This is a genomic window from Streptomyces sp. NPDC104106, from assembly GCF_055584345.1.
The window spans coordinates 212,452-238,259 of sequence record NZ_JBVJMF010000014.1 but is presented as its reverse complement, the minus strand read 5'-3'; the positions used below and the strand labels follow the sequence as shown (position 1 = coordinate 238,259).

Sequence of the window (25,808 nt, the reverse complement as noted above, 5' to 3'; positions counted from 1 at the left end):
GGTGCCGGAGGCGGCCGCGGCACCGGTCGGCGCGGGCGTTGTGGGCGGTGAAGGGATCCAAGGGATCCAGGGGCTGAGGGGGGGGGCGGTCGGCGTTGGCCAGCTGCTCGACGGCCTCGTTTGACGGCCGTCGGCCATCGCCTGTGCTCCGGTTGCCGCGAGACGGTGGGGGCGGTCGGCGCCGGGGTCCTGCGCGGACAGCACATCAGTCCCCGGCACCGTCTCCGGGGCGCGGGAGCCGGCCGGCCGTGGTCAGCTGCCCGCCGACCACGGCCGACCGCCGGCCTCCGGGGTCACCGCCGACCTTGCGCGGACAGCACACCAGTCCCCGGCACCGTCTCCGGGGGGCGGGAGCCGGCCGCCGGGGTCACTGCCGACCTCGGCCGGATGGCCCCGCTGTCCTCGGCCGATCGCCGCCGGCCTCCGGCGGCACCGCCGACCGTCGTCCCTCCTCCGGCGGCCCCGGCGGGGAGGGGATCCACGGGGCGGAGGGGAACCCGCTCGGCGCCGGCCCACCCTGCGCGGACGGCAGGGCGCCCCCCGGCGTTCCCGGCGCGGGTGACGTGGCGGTACCCGGCCCGGACGCCCCCGCAGTGTCCGGCATACCCCGCGCGGGCGCCCCCGCGGCGCCCGGCGTTCCCGCGGCGCCCGGCGTTCCCGGCACGGGCGCCCCCGCCGTGTCCGGCGCGGCCGTCAGGGCAGTGTCCGGCGAGGGCGCTCCCGCAGTGCCCTGCCCACCCGGCCCCGACCCCGCCCCAGTGCCCGGCCCACCCGGCCCCGACCCCGCCGCAGTGCCCTGCCCAACCTGCCCGGACCCCACCGCAGTGCCCCGCGGACTCGATGTCCCGCCCGGCACGTCACGGCCCGCGGGGGCGGTCGTTCCCGATGTCTCCGACGCTATCCGGCGCAGGATGTCGGGGCGGTGGATCAGGAGGGTCCGGCGGCCTGTGGTGACCGCCTGCTTGTCGCGGAGTTCCTTCAGCAGGCGCTGGACCATCTCCCGGGAGGCGCCCACCGAGCCGGCCAGTTCCTGTTTGCTCAGCGGGACGGAGACCTCGATGCCCTCCTCGGTGCGGCGGCCGTGGGTGCGGGCCAGCTCCAGCAGGAGGACGGCGAGGCGTTCGCGCACGTTCATGGAGGCGAACTCCAGGCGGCGCCGGTCCGCGGCCCGGGTGCGGTCGGCGGTGAGGCCGAGCAGGGCGAACGCGGCGGCGGGGGAGTGCCGCAGGAAGTCGCGGAACCGCTCGTGCTCCACGGCCAGCGAGCGCACCGGCTCCAGCGCGGTCACCGTGGCCGACCGCGGCCGTCCGGTGAGCGCCGACGACTCGCCGACGATGTCTCCCGGACCGCGCAGCGCGAGCAGCGCCTCGTAGCCGTTGGCGGCCGCCGCCGTCACCTTGGTCCAGCCCTGCACGAGGAAGAGCACGTGCGAGGACGGCTCGTGCTGGTGGATCAGCACCGTCCGGGCCGTGAACGCCAGCTCCCGGCCGAGCGCGAGCAGCGTCGCCCGGTCCTCCTTCTCCAGCCGGGCCAGAAAGGGCACCCTGTCGTCCAGGCCGCCGTCGTCCCGCGCCGAGGCGGTCGTCCACGCGCTCGTCATGCCGCTCCCCCGAATTGTTCACCCGCAGCGGACGGATCAACGTACTGAAAGCCCACCACCCCCACCCCCGGCAAGAGCGGAAACCGGCCAGGATTGTCCGAACGGCGTCCGCGACCGGTCCCACCGCTGCGACCAGGCGTCACGCGGTGCCCGTGCGGCCGTTCGCCGGCCGGTGGACAACCGGGACGAAACCTGGCTTACGAGGTGAGAAGTCCGGCGTGTCGGGCCCCGCTCCATTTGTTTTGACCGAAGTCCGTGAGGTAGGTACGCTCAGACCTTGTGCCTGGGGTGTGCCCTGGCTCTCGTGCGTGCCTTCAACCGCACGTCGAGCCGTGATATGGCCACCGTGATCTGCGCCCTTCTCGCCTTGCGGCAGGGTCTGCCGGATTCGACACACCCGACCGCGTGGGTCGGCGACGTTCCAGGTTAGCTGTACCCATCGGCACACAGAAACCGGAGAAGTAGTGCCTACGATCCAGCAGCTGGTCCGTAAGGGCCGGCAGGACAAGGTCGAGAAGAACAAGACGCCCGCACTCGAGGGGTCCCCTCAGCGTCGTGGCGTCTGCACGCGTGTGTTCACGACCACCCCGAAGAAGCCGAACTCGGCCCTGCGTAAGGTCGCGCGTGTGCGTCTGACCAGCGGCATCGAGGTCACCGCTTACATTCCGGGTGAGGGACACAACCTGCAGGAGCACTCCATCGTGCTCGTGCGCGGCGGCCGTGTGAAGGACCTGCCGGGTGTTCGCTACAAGATCATCCGCGGCTCCCTCGACACCCAGGGTGTCAAGAACCGCAAGCAGGCCCGCAGCCGTTACGGCGCCAAGAAGGAGAAGTAAGAATGCCTCGTAAGGGCCCCGCCCCGAAGCGCCCGGTCATCATCGACCCGGTCTACGGTTCTCCTCTGGTGACCTCCCTGATCAACAAGGTGCTGCTGAACGGCAAGCGCTCCACCGCCGAGCGCATCGTCTACGGCGCCATGGAGGGCCTGCGTGACAAGACCGGCAACGACCCGGTCATCACGCTCAAGCGCGCTCTTGAGAACATCAAGCCGACCCTCGAGGTCAAGTCCCGCCGTGTCGGTGGCGCCACCTACCAGGTCCCGGTCGAGGTCAAGCCCGGCCGTGCCAACACCCTGGCGCTGCGCTGGCTGGTCGGTTACTCCCGCGCCCGTCGCGAGAAGACCATGACCGAGCGTCTCCTCAACGAGCTTCTCGACGCCTCCAACGGCCTCGGTGCGGCCGTGAAGAAGCGCGAGGACACCCACAAGATGGCCGAGTCCAACAAGGCCTTCGCGCACTACCGCTGGTAGTCGCTACCCACATCGAGACCGAGAGAAGACTGAAGCCTTATGGCTACCACTTCACTTGACCTGGCCAGGGTCCGGAACATCGGGATCATGGCCCACATCGACGCGGGCAAGACGACCACCACCGAGCGGATCCTGTTCTACACCGGCGTTTCGTACAAGATCGGTGAGGTCCACGACGGCGCTGCCACCATGGACTGGATGGAGCAGGAGCAGGAGCGTGGCATCACGATCACCTCTGCTGCCACCACCTGTCACTGGCCGCTGGAGAACGTCGACCACACCATCAACATCATCGACACCCCGGGTCACGTCGACTTCACCGTCGAGGTGGAGCGCTCCCTGCGTGTGCTCGACGGTGCCGTGACGGTGTTCGACGGCGTCGCCGGCGTCGAGCCCCAGTCCGAGACGGTGTGGCGTCAGGCGGACCGCTACGGCGTTCCGCGCATCTGCTTCGTGAACAAGCTCGACCGCACGGGTGCCGAGTTCCACCGCTGCGTCGACATGATCGTCGACCGCCTGGGCGCGCAGCCGATCGTCATGCAGCTGCCGATCGGTGCCGAGGCGGACTTCAAGGGCGTCGTCGACCTGGTGACGATGAAGGCCTTCGTGTGGTCCGCCGAGGCCACCAAGGGCGAGATGTACGACGTCGTCGACATCCCGGACACCCACACCGAGGCTGCCGAGGAGTACCGCGGCAAGCTGATCGAGGCCGTGGCCGAGAACGACGAAGAGATCATGGAGCTGTACCTGGAGGGCGAGGAGCCTTCCGTGGAGCAGCTGTACGCCGCGATCCGTCGTATCACCATCGCCTCCGGCAAGGGCGGCGGCACCACCGTCACCCCCGTGTTCTGCGGTACCGCGTTCAAGAACAAGGGCGTCCAGCCCCTGCTCGACGCGGTCGTGCGCTACCTGCCGTCCCCGGTCGACATCGAGGCCATCGAGGGCCACGCTGTCAACAACCCGGAGGAGGTCGTCAAGCGCAAGCCGTCCGACGACGAGCCGCTGTCGGCGCTGGCGTTCAAGATCATGAGCGACCCGCACCTGGGCAAGCTCACCTTCGTCCGCGTGTACTCCGGCCGTCTGGAGTCCGGCACCGCCGTGCTGAACTCCGTCAAGGGCCGCAAGGAGCGCATCGGCAAGATCTACCGCATGCACGCCAACAAGCGTGAGGAGATCGAGTCGGTGGGCGCCGGCGACATCGTCGCCGTCATGGGCCTGAAGCAGACCACCACCGGTGAGACGCTCTGCGACGAGAAGAACCCGGTGATCCTGGAGTCCATGGACTTCCCGGCGCCGGTCATCGAGGTCGCGATCGAGCCCAAGTCCAAGGGTGACCAGGAGAAGCTGGGTGTCGCCATCCAGCGTCTCGCGGAGGAGGACCCCTCCTTCCAGGTGCACACCAACGAGGAGACCGGCCAGACCGTCATCGGCGGTATGGGCGAGCTGCACCTCGAGGTGCTCGTCGACCGCATGAAGCGCGAGTTCAAGGTCGAGGCCAACGTCGGCAAGCCGCAGGTGGCCTACCGCGAGACGATCCGCAAGGCCGTCGAGCGCGTCGACTACACGCACAAGAAGCAGACCGGTGGTACCGGTCAGTTCGCGAAGGTGCAGATCGGCATCGAGCCGATCGAGGGCGGCGACACCTCGTACGAGTTCGTGAACAAGGTGACCGGTGGTCGCATCCCGAAGGAGTACATCCCTTCGGTCGACGCCGGTGCGCAGGAGGCCATGCAGTTCGGCATCCTCGCCGGTTACGAGATGACCGGTGTCCGCGTGATCCTGCACGACGGTGCCTACCACGAGGTCGACTCCTCCGAGCTCGCCTTCAAGATCGCCGGTTCGCAGGCCTTCAAGGAGGCCGCGCGCAAGGCTTCGCCCGTGCTCCTCGAGCCGATGATGGCCGTCGAGGTCACCACGCCCGAGGACTACATGGGTGAGGTCATCGGCGACATCAACTCCCGCCGTGGCCAGATCCAGGCCATGGAGGAGCGGGCTGGTGCCCGCGTCGTGAAGGGCCTCGTGCCCCTGTCGGAGATGTTCGGCTACGTCGGCGACCTCCGCAGCAAGACGTCGGGTCGCGCAAGCTACTCGATGCAGTTCGACTCCTACGCCGAGGTTCCGCGGAACGTCGCCGAGGAGATCATCGCGAAGGCCAAGGGCGAGTAACGCTCCGCGTTCACACGCCGTAGGCTTGACTCCGGAGCCTCAAGGGGCATTCCGCCGTAAACGCGGAGGAATGCCCCCGGTTCCGGGCCTTTACAGCAAAGATCACCTGGCGCCGATGAAGTAAGGCGTACAGAACCACTCCACAGGAGGACCCCAGTGGCGAAGGCGAAGTTCGAGCGGACTAAGCCGCACGTCAACATCGGCACCATCGGTCACATCGACCACGGTAAGACGACCCTCACGGCCGCCATTACCAAGGTGCTGCACGACGCGTACCCGGACCTGAACGAGGCCACCCCGTTCGACAACATCGACAAGGCGCCCGAGGAGCGCCAGCGCGGTATCACCATCTCCATCGCGCACGTCGAGTACCAGACCGAGGCGCGTCACTACGCCCACGTCGACTGCCCGGGTCACGCGGACTACATCAAGAACATGATCACCGGTGCCGCCCAGATGGACGGCGCGATCCTGGTGGTCGCCGCGACCGACGGCCCGATGCCGCAGACCAAGGAGCACGTGCTCCTGGCCCGCCAGGTCGGCGTTCCGTACATCGTGGTCGCCCTGAACAAGGCCGACATGGTGGACGACGAGGAGATCCTGGAGCTCGTCGAGCTCGAGGTCCGTGAGCTCCTCTCCGAGTACGAGTTCCCCGGCGACGACGTTCCGGTCGTCAAGGTCTCCGCTCTCAAGGCCCTTGAGGGCGAGAAGGAGTGGGTGGACTCCGTCCTCAACCTGATGAACGCCGTCGACGAGTCGATCCCGCAGCCGGAGCGCGACGTCGACAAGCCGTTCCTCATGCCGATCGAGGACGTCTTCACGATCACCGGTCGCGGTACGGTCGTCACCGGCCGTATCGAGCGTGGTGTCCTGAAGGTCAACGAGACCGTCGACATCATCGGCATCAAGACCGAGAAGACCACCACCACGGTCACCGGCATCGAGATGTTCCGCAAGCTGCTCGACGAGGGCCAGGCCGGTGAGAACGTCGGTCTGCTGCTCCGCGGCATCAAGCGCGAGGACGTCGAGCGCGGCCAGGTCATCATCAAGCCGGGCTCGGTCACCCCGCACACCGAGTTCGAGGCGCAGGCCTACATCCTGTCCAAGGACGAGGGTGGCCGCCACACGCCGTTCTTCAACAACTACCGCCCGCAGTTCTACTTCCGTACGACGGACGTGACCGGCGTCGTGACCCTCCCCGAGGGCACCGAGATGGTCATGCCGGGTGACAACACCGAGATGAAGGTGGAGCTCATCCAGCCCGTCGCCATGGAGGAGGGCCTGAAGTTCGCCATCCGTGAGGGTGGTCGCACCGTGGGCGCCGGCCAGGTCACCAAGATCGTCAAGTAAGTTCCGCTTGCTTGAGGGTCATCGCCTGACCTAGCGAAGAGGCCCGTACGACTTCGGTCGTACGGGCCTCTTCCGCGTTGTCGAAAGTATTCGTCGCGTACGACCGGTTCCCTCCGCGGTCCGCCCCGCCCACTATTTGTCATGCCGCTGAGCAAATAGGGAGCGGAGGGGACGCATGTCCGTGGCGCGTAGAACGGTGCTGGGTGCGGGGCTGGCCGGTGTGCCGGTGTGGGCCTCGGGGGCCCCGTTCGCAGCTGGTGCCGGCGGTGGTCCGCTGATCACGGACCCGGGGGCGTACATCTCCTTCACGGGCGGGGCGTTCTCCCTCGTCGGCGCCCCCGTGGTGGTCAGCCCGGAGGATCACCCCGGAGTCGTGCGGGTGGCGGGCGACCTGCGCGAGGACCTCGCCCGCGTGACGGGCGTCCGGTCCGGCGCGGCGCTCGGACGCTTCCCGGTGCTGGTCGGCACGATCGGCCGCAGCCCGCTCATCGACGGCCTGGTCGGCTCGGGAAAGCTGGACGTGACGGGTGTGCGCGGCCGGTGGGAGACCTCCCTCCAGACGGTCGTGGACCATCCGATGGCCGGGGTGGAGCGGGCGTTCGTCATCGCGGGCAGTGATCCGCGGGGCACGATCTTCGGGGCGTACGACGTCTCGTACGGCATCGGCGTCTCACCCTGGCACTGGTGGGACGACGTGCCGCCGGTGCGCCGGTCCGCGGTGTGGGTGCGGCCGGGCCGGTACACCCAGGGCACCCCTGTGGTGAGGTACCGCGGCTTCTTCGTCAACGACGAGAATCCCGCGCTCGGCACCTGGGCCCCGGCGTACTTCGGCCCGGGGAAGGCTCCGGGATACCCCGGAGGTTTCACCTCGGCGTTCTACGCGAAGGTCTTCGAAGTCCTGCTCCGCCTGAAGGGCAACTACCTCTGGCCGGCGGTCTGGGGCCGGGCCTTCGCCGAGGACGACCCGGAGAACCACCGGCGGGCCGCCGAGTACGGCATTGTCATGGGCACATCCCATGAGGCGCCGATGATGCGGGGCATCGAGGAGTGGAACCGCCACGCCTCTCCCGGACACGACCCCTACGGGGGCACCGGCGAATGGTCGTACCGCCGCAACGCCCCGGCGATCAGGGCGTACTGGCGGGCCGGCATCCAGCGCATGGTCGACCAGGGCTTCGAGGGCGTCGTCACGCTCGGCATGCGGGGCAACGGCGACACGGGCCTGCCCGACGGCGACGGCATCGAGCTGATGGAGCAGATCATCGCCGACCAGCGGCGGATCATCGAGGACGTGACGGGCAGGCCCGCCGCCGAGACCCCGCAGGTGTGGACCCTCTACAAGGAGGTGCAGCGCTACTGGGACCGGGGCCTGCGCGCCCCCGACGACGTCACGGTGGTCCTCACGGACGACAACTGGGGCAACATCCGCAAGCACCCGGACGGCGCCCGCACCGGCGGCTTCGGCCTCTACTACCACTTCGACTACGTCGGCGCGGGCCGCAACTACAAGTGGGTCGACACCGCCGACCTCCGCAACGTCTGGGAGCAGCTCCACCAGGCCCACGCCTACGGCAACCACGGCCTGTGGGTGGCGAACGTCGGCGATCTGAAGGGCAACGAGCTGCCGGCGGAGTTCTTCCTGTCGTACGCCTGGAACCCGCGGGCGTGGCCGCTGGAACGGCTCGGCACGTGGGAGGAGCGCTACGCCCGCCAGAACTTCGGCGAGGCGCAGGCGAAGGAGATCGCCTCGCTGCTGGCGGCGTACGGCCGCCTCCAGGCCCGCCGCAAACCGGAGCTGCTCAACCGCCGCATCACGCTGTCCGGCGGGAAGGTGGTGTACGACGACCGGCAGACCCCGTACTACTTCGCGCACCGCGAGCTGGAGCGGGTGACCGAGGAGTGGCGGGAGCTGGGCGCCCGGGCGGAGCGCGTCGCGCGCCGGCTCCCGCCCGCACTCCAGGACGCCTGGTACGAACTGGCGGGCTACGAGGTGACGGCGACGGCGAACCTGTACGCGCTGCGGGCGGCCGAGTTCACGAACCTCCTGTACGCCGCCCAGGGCAGAGCGGCGACGAACGACCGCGCGGCGGCGGCGGAGGCGGCCCTGGCCAAGGACTTCGCCCTCGCCGACCGCTTCAACTCCCGGGTGGTGGGCGGCAAGTGGAAGGGCTTCCAGACCCAGCCGCACATCGACTACGGGGACGTGGACCGCTACGGCCCGGACGCGGGCTGGCAGCAGCCGGAGAAGGACAACGTGGCGCTGCCGGACGTGCTGTTCCCGGCGGTGCGGCGGATCGAGGTGCCGGAGGGGGCCGAGCTGGGAGTGTCGGTGGACGGTGCCGAGGACGCGGGGCAGTGGTGGCCGGGCGGTGCGGCCGGGCAGGCCTCGCTCCCGTCGTTCAGCCGGTACCAGACGCGTCCGCCGCAGTACGTGGAGATCTTCAACAGGGGGCGGGCGGCCTTCGACTACGAGGTGCGCTCGTCTGTGCCGTGGCTGGTGGTGGACCGGCCCCGGGGGCGGGTGGCGCGGCAGGTGCGGGTCGAGGTCCGGGTGGACTGGGGGAGGGCTCCGGGGGGCCGGGCGGAGGGGACGCTGACGGTGACGGGCGCCGGGACGTCGGTGGCGGTGAGGTGCGTGTCGGAGGGGGCGAGGGCTCCGGGCGCGCGCGGCTTCGTGGAGGCCGGCGGCTACGTGGCGATCGACGCGGAGCACTACGACCGGGCGGTGGGCGACTGGCGCCGCCTCGACGGCATCGGCCGCACGGGAGCGGGCATGACCCCGTGGCCGGTGACCGCGCCGAGCGTGGTGCCGGGAGGCGCGTCGCCGCGTCTGGAGTACGAGGTGACCCTGCTGTCCGGCCCCGGTGAGGTGACGGTGTGGGCGTACGTCTCCCCCCGTAACCCGGCGCTGCCGGGGGTCACGGGGCTGAGCTACGGGGTCTCCCTGGACGACGGTCCGATCCGGACGGTGGACATCACGGCGGGGGCGGACGACGGGGCGCTGAACGCGGTGTGGGCCCGCAACACGTCGGACAACGTCAACCGGTCCTCGACGGTCCACTCCGTGGGCTCGGCCGGGGTGCACCGGCTGAGGTTCTGGATGGTGGATCCGACGGTGGTGGTGCAGCGGCTGGTGATCGACGCGGGCGGGATGCCGGAGTTGTACCTGGGGCCGGTGGAGAGCCGGCGGGTGGCCGAGGGTCACCCGTAGAGCATGCTAGGCGGCCTTGAGGAGATCGGTTCGGCAGTCGCGGCAGCGGCCGGGGTGTGGAGCGCGGAAGGCGCGGTCGCAGCCGTCGCAGGTCTGGAGCGGGTGCCGTACGGGTGGCGCGGCGGTCGGGGCGCGGAGCGGGGGCGGGGGCGGCAGCTGGGCGGTGAGGCGGTGGGCCAGGAGGGCGGCCGGGCGGCACAGGGGTGCGTCGGGCAGGCCGGTGGTCAGGGCGTGGCGTACGGCGGCAGGGCTGACGTCGCGTTCCAGCCAGGCGGCGACGCCCTGGACGAGCCCGCCGGAGGGGGCGGCGGCCTGGGGCCCCGGTTCGGGTGTTTGTCGCCCGCAAGACCGGACTGGGCGTGCGGGCGCGCTAAGGTGCTGGGTGTCCATCGGGGAAGTCCTTACCTTCCTCGGTGGTCACGCCCTCGCAACGGGATGCCAGTCCCGGCGAGGGCCGTCGCATGTCTGCGGTGGTGTCGCGCTGAGCGTCGGTGTCGCTTCCGGTGCCCCATCCGTTTCCCGGACGGTGATCTCGGCCCAGACCGTCTTGCGCGGCGTGGGGCCCTCCGCCACTCCCCACCGGTCGGCGAGCGCGGCCACGAGGAGCAGGCCGCGGCCCGACTCGGCGTCGGGGGAGGCGGGTCGCACGCAGGGCAGACAGTCACCGCGCGCGTCGGTCACCTCGAGGCGGAGCGTCGCGCCGACGACGTAGAGCGTGAGCCGGAAGTCCCGTCCGTACACCTTGCCGTGGGTGGCGGCGTTGGCGGCCAGTTCGGCGACGATGTGCTCCGCGGCCTCCAACGGGAGCTTCACTCCCGGAGTTGTGCGGCGACGAGGAGCCGGGCGAGGCGGGCGCCGCGAGGCGTGGGGGACAGCAGCACCGTGAAGTGGGGGATGGAGGTTTCTTGGTTCACATCACTCAGCGTGGCCGAGTGTGCTTGCTCGGGTAGGCGACAAGGTCATTGCGGCCCGTGACTGTCCCCGCTTTGTCTCGGCTGTCTCGGCTGTCTCGGGCGTTGGCACGGGTACGAGGGCGAGGCGAAGGAGGAGGCGTGGACGAGGCGGGCTGGGACGTCGAGCCGGGCGACGAGATCGAGCCGGTCGTACAGGCGGTGGGGCGTCTGTTCAAGGTGTGCCGGGAGGCGGCGGGGGTGAGCGCGGCCGAGTTGGGGGTGGCCCTCGGGTACGGCGAGCACACGATCCGCAAGATCGAGCGCGGGGCGCGGATTCCCCAGCCGGAGTGCCTGGACAAGGCGGACACGATCCTGAAGGCGCAGGGGCACTTGAGGGCCTTCATGGAGGACATGCGGAGGGCTCGGTATCCGAAGAAGGTGCGGGAGCTGGCGGATATGGAAGGGCGGGCGGTGGAGATGCTGATGTATGGCAACCACAACATCCATGGCCTGTTGCAGACGGAGGAGTACACCCGAACGATCTTCGAGATGCGGCAGCCCGCGCTCGCCGAAGACGTCGTGGAGCGGGAGACCGCAGCGCGCGTGGCTCGTAAGACCGTCTTCGAGCGGGAGCCCGCCCCGACGCTCGGTTTCGTCCAGGAACAGGTGACGCTCGAACGCCCCTGCGGTGGGAGGGTGGTGCTGCGCCGTCAACTCGAACACCTCTTGGAGGTAAGCAAGTTGCGGAACGTCACGCTCCAGGTTATGCCGACCGATCGCGAGGAGCACGCCGGAGCGGCAGGCATGATCGAGGTGCTGAAGTTCGCCGATGGCACAGCAATCGGGCGTTCCGACGGCGCGTTCAACGGCCGCCCGGTCTCAAGCCCCAAGGGCCTCCGGATCCTTGAACTGCGCTATGGCATGATCCGGGCGCAGGCTCTCACTCCGAGGGAGTCTCAGGCCTTCATCGAGCGAGCGCCGGAGAGACTGTGAGCACCGCCGAACTGCACTCGTTCAAGAGCAGCTACAGCAGTAGCAACGAACCCGGCGACTGCCTCGAGGTCGCCGAAGCCCCCACCACCATCCACATCCGCGACTCCAAGAACCCCACCGGCCCCCGCCTCGCCCTCGCGCCGGAGGCCTGGGCGGAGTTCGTGCGGACGATCTGACGCTGACGGACCGGTTCCATCACGGCTTACGCACAATCCGGCGCACCCTCTGTGCAAGGCCCGCGTCGGAGGAGAACACTGCCCCGTCCAGTGATCTTGTGCGACCGAAAGCGAACCCGTGAGCACCGTCCCGCCCCCGGACCACTCCGACGAGTCCTCCATACCCGACGAGCAGTGGGAGGCGTTCCTGCGCGAGGCCGCCGAGGACGGTGGCGGGAACGCGCCGAAGGAGCCGTCCGCGCGGGCGCGCATGGTGGCGAACCGGCTGCGGGTGATCGAGGGTGAGGGCGAGCGCGGCGACCGGCGGCGCTGGTGGCGGCGGAAGAAGTCGCCGCAGGCACAGGGGCAGGCGTGGACGCCGCCGGGCTGGCGCACCGGTCCGGCCTGGCGGGAGATGAACGGGCGCGGCAGCCGGCGCCGTACCGTGGGCTCGGTGATCGGGGTCGTGCTGGCGGTGGCGCTCGCCGTCGTCGCCGTACGGCCGTCGCTGCTGCTGGACCGGCTGCCGGGGCACGGCCATGACTCCGCCGCCTCTTCCTCCACGCCATTGCCCGGCGAGACGGCGCTGCCCTCCGGCGCGCCCGGTTCGGTCGACCAGGCGGGACCGCCCACGCGCAAGGACCCCTTCCGCGGCTCGCCCGCCCTGCGGTGGGCCGACGGAGCGGACGCCATCGAGGTGCCGCAGGCGAAGGCCGTGAGCTGGATGAGCCAGAGCGCCGTGGCCAAGTCCCTGCGCCGCGTGAAGGAGTTCCTGGTCGACACCAACCTGGACCCGGCCGTGCTGCGCGGCGGACAGCCCGACGCGGCGCTGGCCCTGCTCGATCCGCAGGAGCCCCATGTGCTCCCGGACCTGCGGCGCTCGCTGCGCACCCCGGACGCCCAGCACGACCCCCTGCGACTGGTGACCCGCTTCGACCCGGCGGAGGCGGCCCCCGCCGGTGACGTGGTCAAGGTGCGCGGCCACATGACGTACGCCGCCGCCGGGGCGGGCGAGGTGCGGGTGCACGCGGACTACACCTTCGTCTACCCGCTGGTCCGGGCCGGCGGAAAGGGCGGCGGTGCCGGTGCCGGTGACGTCGTGGCGCGGACGATCATCCGCCGCGACCTGACCATCGCCCTGCTCGACCCGGCCAAGTGGCTGGCGACCGACGGCAAGCTCACGATCCGGTCGTCCGAGAGCGAGTTCTACAACACCGAGTGCGGCGTCCATGACGGCTACTACCACCCCGTCTTCCCGGACACCTCCCCCACGGGCGCCCCGGCCACGGGCCCCGTCACCGACCCCTACGACCGCAGCAAGTCCCTGACGCCGGACAACACCAAGGGCTGCGGGACGGTCTCGCGGACCTGAGGCCCTGCGCGGTCTGTCAGCCCAGGCGTGACCCTTTCCGGCGGGGCCGCCCTCGTCATGCGCGCCGCCGCAGGCCGACCGCCCACGCCGCCAGGGCAACGGCCATGAGCGCCGCCCCCGTCGCCGGCACGGCCGCCCACCCGCCGAACCGGTATGCGGTGACGCCGAGCGCCGAGCCCGCCGCGCCACCGAGATGGTAGGACGTCATGTACACGGACGCGATACGGGCCCGGGGGTGGTCCGGAAAGGCGTAGACGACGCTCATGTTCAGCAGATGGACGCCCTGCACCACGGCGTCCATCACCAGTACCCCGGCCACCAGCCAGGCCAGGCTCCGGCCGCCCGGCCACATCGCGTCGTCCGTCGGCAGCGGGTTCTGACCGGTTCTCTCGGGCGGGGCGGGGACAGTCATGCACGAACACGCTAGGCAACTCCTGAGGCCACCCCAAGATCCCATCCCGGCTGCTGCGAGTGAGCCAATCGGAGCCGTCGGTATCAACCCCGGTCTCGTAAAGAGAACATCAAAGACCGCAGCTCAACCGGCCGGAGCGATATGTCCTGTTGCTAGCGTGACGAGTGCACGCCAGATCAGCAAACGGGGGTTGGCAGCATGGCAGGAAGTGGCGGCGGACACGCCGTGGGCATGCGTTTGGACCACGTGGCGGACGACGTGGGCGGTGGCGGGCCGGATCTCGCGCACTGTCCGGACGAGAAGAAGGGCGCGGCGGACGCGCTCCAGAAGGACATCGAGCCGGACACCAAGAAGGCGGGTGCCTGGGCGGACGAGGAGACGGGCGCCGTGGTGAAGGCGTTCGACGCGAAGGACGGGCACGGCTGGCTCACGTCCGGCGCCGTGGCCAAGGCGCACAAGACCTGGGGTGAACAGGTCCAGAGCCTTCTGAGCAAGCTGGCGGGTGACGAGTCCGCGCTGCGGCAGAACAACACCCTGCTGACCGGAACGGACCTCGGAGTGGCCGGCACGACACGCAAGGTGTCGGTCTTCGACGCGTACTCACCGCCGACGGGGCAGTGACCGACAGCCGCGCCTTTCGCACGCCACCGGAACCACCGACGGGGACCCATGCCGACGTATCACGAGATCCTGACGACCGACCTGTCCACCCTCACCACGGCCGCCGAACGCTGGGACGGCATGGCCGGGGAACTCCACAAGCAGGAGACCGCGTACCAGCGCGACGTGCACGGGATCACCCTGCGCCCGACGTTCGTGGGAGAGAGCCAGCAGGCTGCCAACGCGCGCTTCGGGACAAGGCTCACCGAGTTGCGGAACGCCCAGATCGAGGCCAAGGCGATCGCCTCGCTCCTGCGCGACGCCCACACCCAGTTCGTTGACCTGCGCAAGAAGCTGGAGTCGGCGCGGGACGACGCCGTCGCCCAGGGGATGAAGGTCTCGGACCAGGGCGTCGTCTCGTACGACACGGGCAAGCTCAGCCAGGGGGACAAGCAGGCGCTCGCCCACGATCCGGACTACCAGGACAGCATCCGCAAGGCCGTCGCCTCCTGGCAGGCCCGCATCGACCAGTGCGTGAAGGACGTGGACGACGCCGACAAGGGCGTCGAGGTGGCGTTCACCGGCGTCGTGCAGGGCCCTGACCAGGGCTTCGGTACAGTCCCCGACTTCAACGGCAAAGCTCAGGGCGACATCGAGAAGTACGAGGCGGACGAGGTCAGGGACATCGCGCAGCGCGTCAACTCCGGCACGGCCTCGGCGGCCGACTACCAGGAGCTGCAACGCGTCTTCCGCGACAACTCCGGCGACAAGGCGTTCAGCCAGACCCTGCTGGACGAGCTGGGCGCCAAGGGCACCCTGCAGCTCTCCAACAGCCTCGACGGGCTCGCCTACCACGGCGACAAGCAGCACAGCGGGCAGTACCTGGACATCCAGAAGGGGCTCGCCATGACGCTGGCGACCGCCACCCAGGACCCGAACTCGGACTTCTACAAGAGCTTCCGCGCCGACATGCAGAAGGCCGGGACCGAGCAGTTCAAGGTCGACGGCCTCAGCCCCATCCCGGACGAGAAGGTCCGCGGCTACCAGAGCCTCGTCACGCTGATGCAGCAGGGACACGGCTACAACGGCAGGTTCCTGGAGGACACCGCCGACGACATCCGGCACGCCGAGGAGTCGTACATGCCGAAGGGGGACAACCCGACCGGGTCCATTTGGGCCCTGCGGGACAAGTTCAGCGGCAAGGACCGCGGCTGGTTCGCCAACGACCCGCTCGACGGCGTGCTCGGGATCATGTCCCACGACCCGAAGACCAGCGCGGAGTACCTGGACCCGGCGCACAACGACAACCTTGACTATCTGCTCCACGGGCGAGACTGGAAGATCGTCGAGGACCACTTCGCGACCCCGCCCGGCGGTACGACGACCGGCATTCCGGTGATGGCGGAGGACGGCGACAACCGGAAGGGCTTCGGAGACGCCCTGGCCGCGGCAGCAACAGGCGTTGACCCGAACGGCCCGCGTCCTATGAGCCCGACGTCGCACACCGACGCCAACAACCGGGTGTTCGTGCACGCGCTGGACGTTCTTTCCAAGCAGGGAGACGACATGCCGGCCTCGCTGCGCGACGACATGGCGAAGATCATGGTCAACCACGGCCAGGAGACATACGTGGCGATGAGCGACCCGAGCGGCGGCCGGCACCCCGCCGATGGCCCGTACCTGGACCGTGACCAGGTCCTGGAGATGACGAAGCAGATCTCGCGGAGCCAGGACTCGTACAACATGCTGCACGAGGGCATGAACTACGCGATCACGGCCGACATCCATGATCCATCGCGCCGTCCGGAGGACACCCTGCACTCCGCCGGCGCCGCGATCGGCTTCATGGAGGAGGGCCGGTACCTCGCACTCAAGGGGGACCAGCACGACTACACCTGGGACAAGACGTGGAGCTACCACGCGACCGGGACATTCCTGAATTTCATCCCGGTGTACGGGGACATCGCCCAGCGCGGTGCCGACGCGCTCACCACGGCGTGGGTCATGGACGAACAGCGCGATCAGGCGGCCAAGCTGACCAGTGACAGTCAGGCGACGTTCCACCTGCGTCAGAACCAGCTCAACGCAATCGCCGACAAGTGGTACGCGGCCAACTCGCACTGGGCTGACAGCCACACCGACTACTCTCACGACCAGGGCATATACGACCAGATCAACGGGGCGGCCAACGACGGCAACGCACGCGCCCGTGGCATGGCGGGAGCGCAGTGATGAGGACGGGAACGAGGCGTGGGGCGGCGGCCCTGATGTGTGCCGCCGCCCTGGCAGCGGCGGCGGGCTGCAGCGGCAGCACGACCCAGGCCAGCACCTCCGCCGAGTTCTGCAAGGTCCCGGTGCCGAAGGAGGCCCTGTCACCGCTCATCCCGCAAGGCGGATCGGTGAAGCAGACGTACACGGCCCTCGAGGCACAACCGGGTGCGGCCTGCGCCCTGAGTGCCGACGGTCACCGGGTGCTCTATGTCGATATCACGCGCTGGGACCGGGCGCCGGACCCGGTGAACTGGAAAACGGAGGGCTCGTCGTACAAGTACGCCGCCGAGCGGACCGTCTCCTTCCCGGGACACGCGTCCATCGGAAGCGACCGCGCCGTGGTCCAGGCGACCTGCTCCTCCCGGAACGCATACATGATGTTCGGGGTCTATTTCTTCGGCGATCGCGTCGAGAACACTCCTGCCGGCTACACGAAGCTGCAGCGGTTCATCGATGCCTTCGTACCGAAGGAAACCAAGCAATTCGGCTGCACAAAGTAGTCACTCGATAACGTTGCGTGGAAACTCGTGGCGCCCCCGTACGGGCGTCTCTCCGCCCCCGGTTTGACCTACGTCACCCTCCGGGTAATCTCTTCGGCCCGATTGGCGCCCCGCCTGCCCCATATGGCAGACTGTCCGAGTTGCTCGGTCGAGTGTTGATGCTGCGCGCCTCCCGCCGGGGGGACCGGAAGCGAGTCCCACAGTACTCGTCGCCCTAACTGCCTGCGGGCAGCGCTGGGGCGGACGTACGGGAATCTTCCGGGAAGTGCGGTGCGGCACCGGCCAGGCGCCCGGTGGGCCTTCGCCCCCGGCTTGCGGTTCCGGAAGGGCCGTGTGCATTCCCCTGCAGGGATGTTCGAACAAGGGACATCTGTGTCAGCGAGAGTGCGACACGCCCGACCGCGTGGGTCGGAGGAACGAAGGCAGCAGAAGGAATCCGCCGGGTTCCAGAGCGTAAGAGAGACAGGACTACTGAGTAGCCATGGCGGGACAGAAGATCCGCATCCGGCTCAAGGCCTACGACCACGAGGTCATCGACTCCTCGGCGAAGAAGATCGTCGAGACGGTGACCCGCACTGGTGCGTCGGTCGCGGGCCCGGTGCCGCTGCCCACTGAGAAGAACGTGTACTGCGTCATCAAGTCGCCGCACAAGTACAAGGACTCGCGCGAGCACTTCGAGATGCGCACGCACAAGCGCCTGATCGACATCCTCGACCCGACCCCCAAGACCGTTGACTCTCTGATGCGACTCGACCTCCCGGCCGGTGTCGACATCGAGATCAAGCTCTGAGGCTGGTGGGCTGAGAATGGCTAAGCAGATCAAGGGCATCCTGGGCGAGAAGCTCGGCATGACGCAGGTGTGGGACGAGAACAACCGTGTTGTTCCGGTCACCGTCGTCAAGGCCGGCCCGAACGTCGTCACCCAGGTCCGCACGAACGACGTGGACGGCTACGAGTCCGTTCAGATCGCCTTCGGCGAGATCGACCCGCGCAAGGTGAACAAGCCCCTCAAGGGCCACTTCGCCAAGGCCGACGTCACCCCCCGTCGCCACCTCGTCGAGATCCGCACCGCGGACGCCTCCGAGTACACGCTGGGCCAGGAGATCACCGCCGAGGTGTTCGAGGCCGGCGTGAAGGTCGACGTGACCGGCAAGAGCAAGGGCAAGGGCTTCGCCGGTGTCATGAAGCGCCACAACTTCCGTGGCCTCGGCGCCGGACACGGCACCCAGCGCAAGCACCGCTCGCCCGGTTCCATCGGTGGCTGCGCCACCCCGGGCCGCGTGTTCAAGGGCCTCCGCATGGCGGGTCGCATGGGCAACGAGCGGGTCACCACCCAGAACCTGACCGTCCACGCCGTTGACGCGGAGAAGGGTCTGCTGCTCATCAAGGGCGCGGTTCCCGGTCCGAACGGCGGCCTCGTCCTGGTCCGCACCGCGGCCAAGGGGGCCTGAGGTAACCGATGAGCACTGTTGACATCCTTTCGCCGGCGGGCGAGAAGGCCGGTTCCGTCGAGCTCCCCGCGGAGATCTTCGACGCCAAGGTCAGCGTTCCGCTGATCCACCAGGTCGTCGTCGCGCAGCTGGCCGCTGCCCGCCAGGGCACGCACAAGACCAAGACCCGCGGTGAAGTCCGTGGTGGTGGCAAGAAGCCGTACCGCCAGAAGGGCACCGGTCGCGCCCGTCAGGGTTCGACCCGCGCGCCGCAGTTCGCCGGTGGTGGCGTCGTGCACGGTCCCGTGCCGCGCGACTACTCGCAGCGCACCCCGAAGAAGATGAAGGCCGCCGCCCTGCGCGGTGCCCTCACCGACCGGGCGCGTCACAACCGCATCCACGTCGTCTCCGGCGTGGTCGAGGGTGACATCTCCACGAAGGCCGCCAAGACGCTGTTCGGCAAGATCTCGGAGCGCAAGAACCTGCTCCTGGTCGTCGAGCGCTCCGACGAGGCCGCGTGGCTGTCCGCCCGCAACCTGCCCCAGGTCCACATCCTGGAGCCGGGCCAGCTGAACACGTACGACGTTCTCGTCTCGGACGACGTGGTCTTCACCCAGGCCGCTTTCGAGTCCTTCGTGTCTGGCCCCAAGGCCGCTGACACCGAAGGGAGCGAGGCCTGATGGCTATCCGTCACCCCGCTATCGCCTCGAAGGCCGCCAAGGCCGCCAAGGCCGCGCGCGTCGCCAAGGCGCGTCGCCACGCCACCGAGGGCAAGAACACCGTCGAGACCCCGCTGAGCAAGTCGTACACGGACCCCCGTGACGTCCTGCTGAAGCCGGTCGTCTCCGAGAAGAGCTACGCGCTCCTCGACGAGAACAAGTACACGTTCATCGTCGACCCGAACGCCAACAAGACCCAGATCAAGCAGGCCGTCCAGGCGGTCTTCGACGTCAAGGTCACCGGGGTCAACACGATCAACCGACAGGGCAAGCGCAAGCGGACCCGCACGGGCTTCGGCCAGCGTGCCGCCACCAAGCGCGCGATCGTGACCCTCGCCGAGGGCGACCGTATCGACATCTTCGGCGGTCCGACCGCGTAAGCGGGTCGGATCGTCCGATATCGGACGAGGACTGAGAAATGGGAATCCGCAAGTACAAGCCGACTACGCCGGGCCGTCGTGGCGCCAGCGTCGCCGACTTCGTCGAGGTCACGCGGTCCACGCCGGAGAAGTCGCTGGTCCGTCCCCTGCACAGCAAGGGCGGCCGTAACAACGCCGGTCGTGTGACCGTTCGCCACCAGGGTGGCGGACACAAGCGCGCCTACCGAGTGATCGACTTCCGTCGTCACGACAAGGACGGCGTGCCGGCGAAGGTCGCGCACATCGAGTACGACCCCAACCGCACCGCGCGCATCGCGCTGCTGCACTACGCCGACGGCGAGAAGCGCTACATCCTCGCCCCGCGCAACCTGCAGCAGGGTGACCGCGTCGAGAACGGTCCCGGGGCCGACATCAAGCCGGGCAACAACCTGGCGCTCCGCAACATCCCGGTCGGTACCACGATCCACGCGATCGAGCTCCGTCCCGGTGGCGGTGCCAAGTTCGCCCGCTCCGCCGGTGCCTCCGTGCAGCTGCTCGCGAAGGAGGGCGCCTACGCCCACCTGCGCATGCCGTCCGGTGAGGTCCGCCTGGTCGACGTCCGCTGCCGCGCCACCATCGGCGAGGTCGGCAACGCCGAGCAGAGCAACATCAACTGGGGCAAGGCCGGCCGTAAGCGGTGGCTGGGCGTTCGCCCGACCGTCCGTGGTGTCGTGATGAACCCGGTCGACCACCCGCACGGTGGTGGTGAGGGCCGGACCTCCGGTGGCCGCCACCCTGTGTCCCCGTGGGGCAAGAAGGAAGGCCGTACTCGTTCGCCCAAGAAGGCGTCGAACAAGTACATCGTCCGCCGCCGCAAGACGAACAAGAAGCGCTAAGGACGGGTTGAGATGCCTCGTAGCTTGAAGAAGGGGCCCTTCGTCGACGACCACCTGATCAAGAAGGTGGACGCCCAGAACGATGCCGGCACCAAGAACGTCATCAAGACCTGGTCCCGTCGCTCGATGATCGTCCCGGCCATGCTCGGCCACACGATCGCGGTGCACAACGGCAAGACCCACATCCCGGTGTTCGTCACCGAGTCGATGGTCGGCCACAAGCTCGGCGAGTTCTCGCCGACCCGCACCTTCCGGGGCCACGTCAAGGAAGACCGGAAGTCGAAGCGCCGCTAGTAGCGGATCGCATTCAGACACGTAAGTAACTGAAGGGACAACCATGGAAGCCAGGGCCCAGGCGCGGTACATCCGCGTCACGCCCATGAAGGCCCGCCGCGTGGTGGACCTCATCCGTGGCATGGACGCCACGGAGGCCCAGGCTGTTCTGCGATTCGCTCCGCAGGCAGCCTCCGTGCCGGTCGGCAAGGTGCTCGACAGCGCCATCGCCAACGCCGCGCACAACTACGACCACACCGACGCCGACAGCCTCTACATCTCCGAGGCGTACGTCGACGAGGGTCCGACCCTGAAGCGGTTCCGTCCGCGTGCCCAGGGCCGTGCCTACCGGATCCGCAAGCGGACCAGCCACATCACCGTGGTCGTCAGCAGCAAGGAAGGAACCCGGTAATGGGCCAGAAGGTTAACCCGCATGGGTTCCGGCTCGGTGTCACCACGGACTTCAAGTCCCGGTGGTACGCCGACAAGCTGTACAAGGACTACGTCAAGGAAGACGTCGCCATCCGTCGGATGATGACGTCCGGCATGGAGCGCGCCGGCATCTCCAAGGTCGAGATCGAGCGCACCCGTGACCGTGTCCGCGTGGACATCCACACCGCGCGTCCGGGCATCGTCATCGGCCGCCGTGGCGCCGAGGCCGACCGCATCCGCGGCGACCTCGAGAAGCTCACGGGCAAGCAGGTCCAGCTGAACATCCTCGAGGTCAAGAACCCCGAGACCGACGCTCAGCTCGTGGCCCAGGCCGTCGCCGAGCAGCTCTCCTCCCGCGTCTCCTTCCGCCGTGCCATGCGCAAGAGCATGCAGTCGGCGATGAAGGCCGGCGCCAAGGGCATCAAGATCCAGTGCGGTGGCCGCCTCGGCGGCGCCGAGATGTCCCGCTCGGAGTTCTACCGCGAGGGCCGCGTGCCCCTGCACACGCTCCGCGCGAACGTGGACTACGGCTTCTTCGAGGCCAAGACGACCTTCGGCCGCATCGGTGTGAAGGTCTGGATCTACAAGGGCGACGTCAAGAACATCGCCGAGGTCCGCGCCGAGAACGCTGCGGCCCGTGCGGGTAACCGCCCGGCCCGTGGCGGTGCCGACCGCCCGGCCCGTGGTGGCCGCGGTGGCGAGCGGCGCGGTCGCAAGCCGCAGCAGGCTGCCGGCGCCGAGGCCCCCAAGGCCGAGGCTCCCGCCGCTCCGGCTGAGAGCACCGGAACGGAGGCCTGACCGACATGCTGATCCCCCGTAGGGTCAAGCACCGCAAGCAGCACCACCCGAAGCGCAACGGTATGTCCAAGGGTGGCACGCAGGTTGCGTTCGGCGAGTACGGCATCCAGGCGCTGACCCCGGCGTATGTGACGAACCGTCAGATCGAGGCCGCTCGTATCGCCATGACGCGTCACATCAAGCGTGGTGGCAAGGTCTGGATCAACATCTACCCGGACCGTCCCCTCACCAAGAAGCCTGCCGAGACCCGCATGGGTTCCGGTAAGGGTTCTCCGGAGTGGTGGATCGCCAACGTCAAGCCCGGACGCGTGATGTTCGAGCTGTCGTACCCCAACGAGAAGATCGCCCGTGAGGCGCTGACCCGTGCGGCCCACAAGCTGCCGATGAAGTGCCGGATCGTCAAGCGCGAGGCAGGTGAAGCGTGATGTCGGCCGGTACCAAGGCGTCCGAGCTGCGCGAGCTGGGCAACGAGGAGCTTCTGGCGAAGCTCCGCGAGGCCAAGGAAGAGCTGTTCAATCTCCGCTTCCAGGCGGCGACGGGCCAGCTCGAGAACCACGGCCGTCTCAAGGCGGTCCGCAAGGACATCGCGCGGATCTACACCCTGATGCGCGAGCGTGAGCTGGGCATCGAAACGGTGGAGAACGCCTGATGAGCGAGAAGAACGTGACTGAGAACACCGAGGCGCGCGGCTTCCGCAAGACCCGCGAGGGTCTCGTCGTCAGCGACAAGATGGACAAGACCGTCGTCGTCGCAGTCGAGGACCGCGTCAAGCACGCGCTGTACGGCAAGGTCATCCGCCGTACGAACAAGCTCAAGGCGCACGACGAGCAGAACGCCGCGGGTGTCGGCGACCGCGTCCTCCTCATGGAGACCCGGCCGCTGTCCGCGACGAAGCGCTGGCGCGTCGTCGAGATCCTCGAGAAGGCCAAGTAATTCCTGCGGGGCTAACCCCGCAGGTCAGTTCCGCCAGGCTCGGCAGGGGCTCATCCTGAGAAGGAGAGCCCCTGCCGGGAACCGGCAGACGATCAGGAGATAGACGTGATCCAGCAGGAGTCGCGACTGCGTGTCGCCGACAACACTGGTGCGAAGGAGATCCTTTGCATCCGTGTGCTCGGTGGCTCCGGTCGCCGCTACGCGGGCATCGGTGACGTCATCGTCGCCACCGTCAAGGACGCGATCCCCGGTGGCAACGTGAAGAAGGGTGACGTCGTCAAGGCGGTCATCGTTCGCACCGTCAAGGAGCGCCGCCGTCCGGACGGCTCGTACATCCGCTTCGACGAGAACGCCGCCGTCATTCTGAAGAACGACGGCGACCCTCGCGGCACCCGCATCTTCGGCCCGGTCGGCCGTGAGCTGCGCGAGAAGAAGTTCATGAAGATCATCTCGCTCGCGCCGGAGGTGCTGTAAGCATGAAGATCAAGAAGGGCGACCTGGTCCAGGTCATCACCGGTAAGGACAAGGGCAAGCAGGGCAAGGTCATTGCCGCTTACCCGCGCGAGGAGCGTGTCCTGGTCGAGGGTGTCAACCGGGTCAAGAAGCACACCAAGGCCGGCCCGACCGCCAGCGGCTCCCAGGCCGGCGGCATCGTGACCACCGAGGCCCCCATCCACGTGTCCAACGTTCAGCTGGTCGTGGAGAAGGACGGTCAGAAGGTCGTCACGCGTGTCGGTTACCGCTTCGACGACGAAGGCAACAAGATCCGCGTTGCCAAGCGGACGGGTGAGGACATCTGATGGCTACCACCACCACTCCGCGTCTGAAGCAGAAGTACCGCGAGGAGATCGCGGGCAAGCTGCGTGACGAGTTCAAGTACGAGAACGTCATGCAGGTCCCGGGCCTCGTCAAGATCGTGGTCAACATGGGTGTCGGCGACGCCGCCCGTGACTCGAAGCTGATCGAGGGCGCGATCCGCGACCTGACCACCATCACCGGTCAGAAGCCGGCCGTCACCAAGGCCCGCAAGTCCATCGCGCAGTTCAAGCTGCGTGAGGGCCAGCCGATCGGTGCCCACGTCACGCTCCGTGGCGACCGCATGTGGGAGTTCCTGGACCGCACCCTGTCGCTCGCGCTGCCGCGCATCCGCGACTTCCGTGGTCTGTCCCCCAAGCAGTTCGACGGCCGTGGCAACTACACCTTCGGTCTCACGGAGCAGGTCATGTTCCACGAGATCGACCAGGACAAGATCGACCGTACCCGGGGCATGGACATCACCGTGGTCACCACGGCGACCAACGACGCTGAGGGCCGCGCGCTCCTTCGTCACCTCGGCTTCCCGTTCAAGGAGGCGTGAGCGAGATGGCGAAGAAGGCTCTGATTGCCAAGGCTGCTCGCAAGCCCAAGTTCGGTGTGCGTGGCTACACCCGCTGCCAGCGCTGCGGCCGTCCGCACTCCGTGTACCGCAAGTTCGGCCTGTGCCGCGTGTGCCTTCGTGAGATGGCTCACCGTGGCGAGCTGCCGGGCGTGACCAAGAGCTCCTGGTAATCCCCTTCTTCAGGGATTCCGGAAGCTCTCGGTAAGCATCTGGTCGGCAGAGGCCCTCCCTCGCATGCCTTAGGCTTGTGGGGTTGGGCGTCTGCCGCCCGTACGACTTACTACGCCGTAGGTCCACCGCGCCGCACCCGTCCCGTCTCGGATCGGGGAGAGGGATGGCGCACCAGGAAACCCCGGCGAGAGAGGCCGAAGGCCAATTCATGACCATGACTGATCCGATCGCAGACATGCTGACGCGTCTGCGGAACGCGAACTCGGCGTACCACGACTCGGTGTCGATGCCGCACTCCAAGATCAAGTCGCACATCGCGGAGATCCTCCAGCAGGAGGGCTTCATCACGGGCTGGAAGGTCGAGGACGCCGAGGTCGGCAAGAACCTCGTCCTGGAGCTGAAGTTCGGCCCCAACCGTGAGCGCTCCATCGCGGGCATCAAGCGGATCTCCAAGCCCGGTCTCCGGGTCTACGCGAAGTCCACCAACCTGCCGAAGGTGCTCGGCGGCCTCGGCGTGGCGATCATCTCCACGTCCCACGGTCTGCTCACCGACAAGCAGGCGCAGAAGAAGGGCGTGGGTGGGGAAGTCCTCGCCTACGTCTGGTAACGGAAGGGAACGGAGGAAACAGCATGTCGCGCATCGGCAAGCTCCCCATCCCGGTTCCCGCCGGCGTGGACGTCACCATCGACGGCCGTACGGTCAAGGTCAAGGGCCCCAAGGGCGAACTGACCCACACCGTTGCCGCGCCGATCGACATCGCTAAGGGCGAGGACGGCACCCTCCAGGTGCTCCGCCCGAACGACGAGCGGCAGAGCAAGGCCCTGCACGGCCTGTCCCGCACGCTGGTGGCGAACATGATCACCGGTGTGACCACGGGATACGTCAAGAAGCTCGAGATCAGCGGTGTCGGTTACCGAGTCACCGCCAAGGGTTCCAACCTGGAGTTCGCTCTCGGTTACAGCCACCCGATCGTCGTCGAGGCGCCCGAGGGCATCTCGTTCAAGGTCGAGTCGCCGACCCGTTTCTCGGTCGAGGGCATCGACAAGCAGAAGGTCGGCGAGGTTGCGGCCAACATCCGCAAGCTGCGCAAGCCTGACCCGTACAAGGCCAAGGGCGTCAAGTACGAGGGCGAAGTCATCCGCCGCAAGGTCGGAAAGGCGGGTAAGTAAGCCATGGCATACGGGCAGAAGATCCTCAAGGGCGACGCCTACAAGCGCGCCGCGATCAAGCGCCGTCACATCCGGATCCGCAAGCGGATCTCCGGTACGGCGGAGCGCCCCCGTCTGGTCGTGACCCGCTCCAACCGCCACATCGTGGCGCAGGTGATCGACGACCTCAAGGGCCACACCCTGGCGTCGGCGTCCACGCTGGACGCGTCGATCCGCGGCGGCGAGGGCGACAAGTCCGCGCAGGCCAAGCAGGTCGGTGCCCTGGTCGCCGAGCGCGCCAAGGCCGCCGGTGTCGAGGCCGTCGTGTTCGACCGTGGTGGTAACCAGTACGCCGGCCGCATCGCGGCTCTGGCGGACGCCGCCCGCGAGGCCGGGCTCAAGTTCTGAGCCGCTTGTAGCTAGCGGAAAGAGAGAGGT

At 68.4% G+C, this 25,808-nt stretch carries 30 protein-coding genes and 3 pseudogenes; 29 read left to right on the top strand and 4 right to left on the bottom strand.

Features of this window, described 5'->3' with window-relative positions:
• Positions 1-886: 886 nt before the first annotated feature.
• A pseudogene (locus ACZ60X_RS29795) lies at positions 887-1,600 on the bottom strand (Crp/Fnr family transcriptional regulator); the annotation flags it as partial.
• A gap of 464 nt (positions 1,601-2,064) precedes the next feature.
• Here ACZ60X_RS29795 and rpsL point away from each other — a divergent pair.
• From rpsL to ACZ60X_RS29770, 5 genes are all read left to right on the top strand, one after another.
• Entirely contained in the window at positions 2,065-2,436 is a 372-nt protein-coding gene (gene rpsL, locus ACZ60X_RS29790; protein ID WP_003948652.1) for a 30S ribosomal protein S12, read from the top strand.
• Positions 2,437-2,438: 2 nt separating this feature from the next.
• Complete coding sequence (rpsG, locus tag ACZ60X_RS29785; RefSeq protein WP_009330725.1) at positions 2,439-2,909, top strand: 30S ribosomal protein S7; 471 nt, start codon at positions 2,439-2,441, stop codon at positions 2,907-2,909.
• 39 nt (positions 2,910-2,948) lie between these two features.
• Complete coding sequence (fusA, locus tag ACZ60X_RS29780; protein ID WP_469604858.1) at positions 2,949-5,075, top strand: elongation factor G; 2,127 nt, start codon at positions 2,949-2,951, stop codon at positions 5,073-5,075.
• A gap of 156 nt (positions 5,076-5,231) precedes the next feature.
• Positions 5,232-6,425, top strand: coding sequence for an elongation factor Tu (gene tuf, locus ACZ60X_RS29775; RefSeq protein ID WP_469604856.1), 1,194 nt, complete (start codon positions 5,232-5,234; stop codon positions 6,423-6,425).
• Positions 6,426-6,600: 175 nt separating this feature from the next.
• Entirely contained in the window at positions 6,601-9,636 is a 3,036-nt protein-coding gene (locus ACZ60X_RS29770) for a glycosyl hydrolase 115 family protein (protein ID WP_469604853.1), read from the top strand.
• 6 nt (positions 9,637-9,642) lie between these two features.
• Here the strand turns inward: ACZ60X_RS29770 and ACZ60X_RS29765 are convergent.
• Positions 9,643-9,927, bottom strand: a pseudogene (locus tag ACZ60X_RS29765) (helix-turn-helix domain-containing protein); the annotation flags it as partial.
• A 126-nt stretch (positions 9,928-10,053) separates the two neighbouring features.
• Positions 10,054-10,550: pseudogene (locus ACZ60X_RS29760) on the bottom strand (ATP-binding protein).
• Positions 10,551-10,688: 138 nt separating this feature from the next.
• Between ACZ60X_RS29760 and ACZ60X_RS29755 the strand changes: the two are divergent.
• The 3 genes from ACZ60X_RS29755 to ACZ60X_RS29745 all read left to right on the top strand — a co-directional run bounded on the left by ACZ60X_RS29755 (position 10,689) and on the right by ACZ60X_RS29745 (position 13,049).
• Positions 10,689-11,522, top strand: a complete 834-nt coding sequence (locus tag ACZ60X_RS29755; RefSeq protein WP_469604852.1) for a helix-turn-helix domain-containing protein — start codon at positions 10,689-10,691, stop codon at positions 11,520-11,522.
• Positions 11,519-11,698, top strand: coding sequence for a DUF397 domain-containing protein (locus tag ACZ60X_RS29750; RefSeq protein ID WP_469604850.1), 180 nt, complete (start codon positions 11,519-11,521; stop codon positions 11,696-11,698). Before ACZ60X_RS29755 ends, ACZ60X_RS29750 begins: the two co-directional genes overlap by 4 nt.
• A gap of 118 nt (positions 11,699-11,816) precedes the next feature.
• Positions 11,817-13,049, top strand: coding sequence for a hypothetical protein (locus ACZ60X_RS29745; RefSeq protein ID WP_469604847.1), 1,233 nt, complete (start codon positions 11,817-11,819; stop codon positions 13,047-13,049).
• A gap of 55 nt (positions 13,050-13,104) precedes the next feature.
• On the opposite strand, the gene ACZ60X_RS29740 is transcribed toward ACZ60X_RS29745, so the two are convergent.
• The gene (locus ACZ60X_RS29740) at positions 13,105-13,461 is read right to left on the bottom strand and encodes a hypothetical protein (protein WP_469604844.1); all 357 of its coding nucleotides are present in this window, start codon (positions 13,459-13,461) and stop codon (positions 13,105-13,107) included.
• A 231-nt stretch (positions 13,462-13,692) separates the two neighbouring features.
• Between ACZ60X_RS29740 and ACZ60X_RS29735 the strand changes: the two genes are divergently transcribed.
• The 21 genes from ACZ60X_RS29735 to rplR all read left to right on the top strand — a co-directional run bounded on the left by ACZ60X_RS29735 (position 13,693) and on the right by rplR (position 25,778).
• Complete coding sequence (locus ACZ60X_RS29735; RefSeq protein WP_469604841.1) at positions 13,693-14,082, top strand: hypothetical protein; 390 nt, start codon at positions 13,693-13,695, stop codon at positions 14,080-14,082.
• A 48-nt stretch (positions 14,083-14,130) separates the two neighbouring features.
• Positions 14,131-16,293 carry a hypothetical protein gene (locus tag ACZ60X_RS29730; RefSeq protein ID WP_469604838.1) on the top strand — a complete coding sequence of 721 codons (2,163 nt, stop codon included), beginning with the start codon at positions 14,131-14,133 and terminating at the stop codon, positions 16,291-16,293.
• A complete protein-coding gene (locus ACZ60X_RS29725; protein WP_469604835.1) occupies positions 16,293-16,832 on the top strand; it encodes a hypothetical protein in 540 nt (179 codons plus the stop codon). The genes ACZ60X_RS29730 and ACZ60X_RS29725 overlap by 1 nt, the downstream gene beginning before the upstream one ends.
• 481 nt (positions 16,833-17,313) lie before the next feature.
• Positions 17,314-17,622 (top strand): 30S ribosomal protein S10, encoded by a 309-nt coding sequence (gene rpsJ, locus ACZ60X_RS29720; protein WP_003948644.1) that lies wholly within the window; start codon positions 17,314-17,316, stop codon positions 17,620-17,622.
• A gap of 16 nt (positions 17,623-17,638) precedes the next feature.
• The gene (rplC, locus tag ACZ60X_RS29715; RefSeq protein ID WP_014674369.1) at positions 17,639-18,283 is read left to right on the top strand and encodes a 50S ribosomal protein L3; all 645 of its coding nucleotides are present in this window, start codon (positions 17,639-17,641) and stop codon (positions 18,281-18,283) included.
• Between the two features lie 8 nt (positions 18,284-18,291).
• Complete coding sequence (gene rplD, locus ACZ60X_RS29710) at positions 18,292-18,942, top strand: 50S ribosomal protein L4 (RefSeq protein ID WP_469604832.1); 651 nt, start codon at positions 18,292-18,294, stop codon at positions 18,940-18,942.
• Positions 18,942-19,361 carry a 50S ribosomal protein L23 gene (gene rplW, locus ACZ60X_RS29705; protein WP_030345427.1) on the top strand — a complete coding sequence of 140 codons (420 nt, stop codon included), beginning with the start codon at positions 18,942-18,944 and terminating at the stop codon, positions 19,359-19,361. Before rplD ends, rplW begins: the two co-directional genes overlap by 1 nt.
• 38 nt (positions 19,362-19,399) lie before the next feature.
• On the top strand, positions 19,400-20,236 hold the full coding sequence (rplB, locus tag ACZ60X_RS29700) for a 50S ribosomal protein L2 (protein WP_069779215.1): 837 nt from the start codon (positions 19,400-19,402) through the stop codon (positions 20,234-20,236).
• Between the two features lie 12 nt (positions 20,237-20,248).
• Positions 20,249-20,530 (top strand): 30S ribosomal protein S19, encoded by a 282-nt coding sequence (rpsS, locus tag ACZ60X_RS29695; protein WP_030601199.1) that lies wholly within the window; start codon positions 20,249-20,251, stop codon positions 20,528-20,530.
• A gap of 43 nt (positions 20,531-20,573) precedes the next feature.
• Complete coding sequence (gene rplV, locus ACZ60X_RS29690) at positions 20,574-20,921, top strand: 50S ribosomal protein L22 (RefSeq protein WP_019329637.1); 348 nt, start codon at positions 20,574-20,576, stop codon at positions 20,919-20,921.
• Entirely contained in the window at positions 20,921-21,739 is an 819-nt protein-coding gene (gene rpsC / locus ACZ60X_RS29685; protein ID WP_055706471.1) for a 30S ribosomal protein S3, read from the top strand. Before rplV ends, rpsC begins: the two co-directional genes overlap by 1 nt.
• Positions 21,740-21,744: 5 nt before the next feature.
• Positions 21,745-22,164: a 50S ribosomal protein L16 gene (gene rplP, locus ACZ60X_RS29680; protein WP_009190136.1), complete on the top strand. Its 420-nt coding sequence runs from the start codon at positions 21,745-21,747 to the stop codon at positions 22,162-22,164.
• Positions 22,164-22,388 carry a 50S ribosomal protein L29 gene (rpmC, locus tag ACZ60X_RS29675; RefSeq protein ID WP_007494763.1) on the top strand — a complete coding sequence of 75 codons (225 nt, stop codon included), beginning with the start codon at positions 22,164-22,166 and terminating at the stop codon, positions 22,386-22,388. Before rplP ends, rpmC begins: the two co-directional genes overlap by 1 nt.
• Complete coding sequence (rpsQ, locus tag ACZ60X_RS29670) at positions 22,388-22,672, top strand: 30S ribosomal protein S17 (RefSeq protein ID WP_153539280.1); 285 nt, start codon at positions 22,388-22,390, stop codon at positions 22,670-22,672. Before rpmC ends, rpsQ begins: the two co-directional genes overlap by 1 nt.
• Positions 22,673-22,777: 105 nt before the next feature.
• Complete coding sequence (rplN, locus tag ACZ60X_RS29665) at positions 22,778-23,146, top strand: 50S ribosomal protein L14 (RefSeq protein WP_003998823.1); 369 nt, start codon at positions 22,778-22,780, stop codon at positions 23,144-23,146.
• Between the two features lie 2 nt (positions 23,147-23,148).
• Entirely contained in the window at positions 23,149-23,472 is a 324-nt protein-coding gene (gene rplX / locus ACZ60X_RS29660; protein ID WP_086726220.1) for a 50S ribosomal protein L24, read from the top strand.
• Entirely contained in the window at positions 23,472-24,029 is a 558-nt protein-coding gene (gene rplE, locus ACZ60X_RS29655; RefSeq protein ID WP_061920719.1) for a 50S ribosomal protein L5, read from the top strand. The genes rplX and rplE overlap by 1 nt, the downstream gene beginning before the upstream one ends.
• A gap of 5 nt (positions 24,030-24,034) precedes the next feature.
• Complete coding sequence (locus ACZ60X_RS29650; RefSeq protein ID WP_003948630.1) at positions 24,035-24,220, top strand: type Z 30S ribosomal protein S14; 186 nt, start codon at positions 24,035-24,037, stop codon at positions 24,218-24,220.
• A 209-nt stretch (positions 24,221-24,429) separates the two neighbouring features.
• Positions 24,430-24,828: a 30S ribosomal protein S8 gene (rpsH, locus tag ACZ60X_RS29645; protein WP_043503329.1), complete on the top strand. Its 399-nt coding sequence runs from the start codon at positions 24,430-24,432 to the stop codon at positions 24,826-24,828.
• Positions 24,829-24,851: 23 nt separating this feature from the next.
• Positions 24,852-25,391 carry a 50S ribosomal protein L6 gene (gene rplF / locus ACZ60X_RS29640; protein WP_469604823.1) on the top strand — a complete coding sequence of 180 codons (540 nt, stop codon included), beginning with the start codon at positions 24,852-24,854 and terminating at the stop codon, positions 25,389-25,391.
• A gap of 3 nt (positions 25,392-25,394) precedes the next feature.
• Positions 25,395-25,778, top strand: a complete 384-nt coding sequence (rplR, locus tag ACZ60X_RS29635; RefSeq protein ID WP_070026312.1) for a 50S ribosomal protein L18 — start codon at positions 25,395-25,397, stop codon at positions 25,776-25,778.
• Positions 25,779-25,808: the final 30 nt, after the last annotated feature.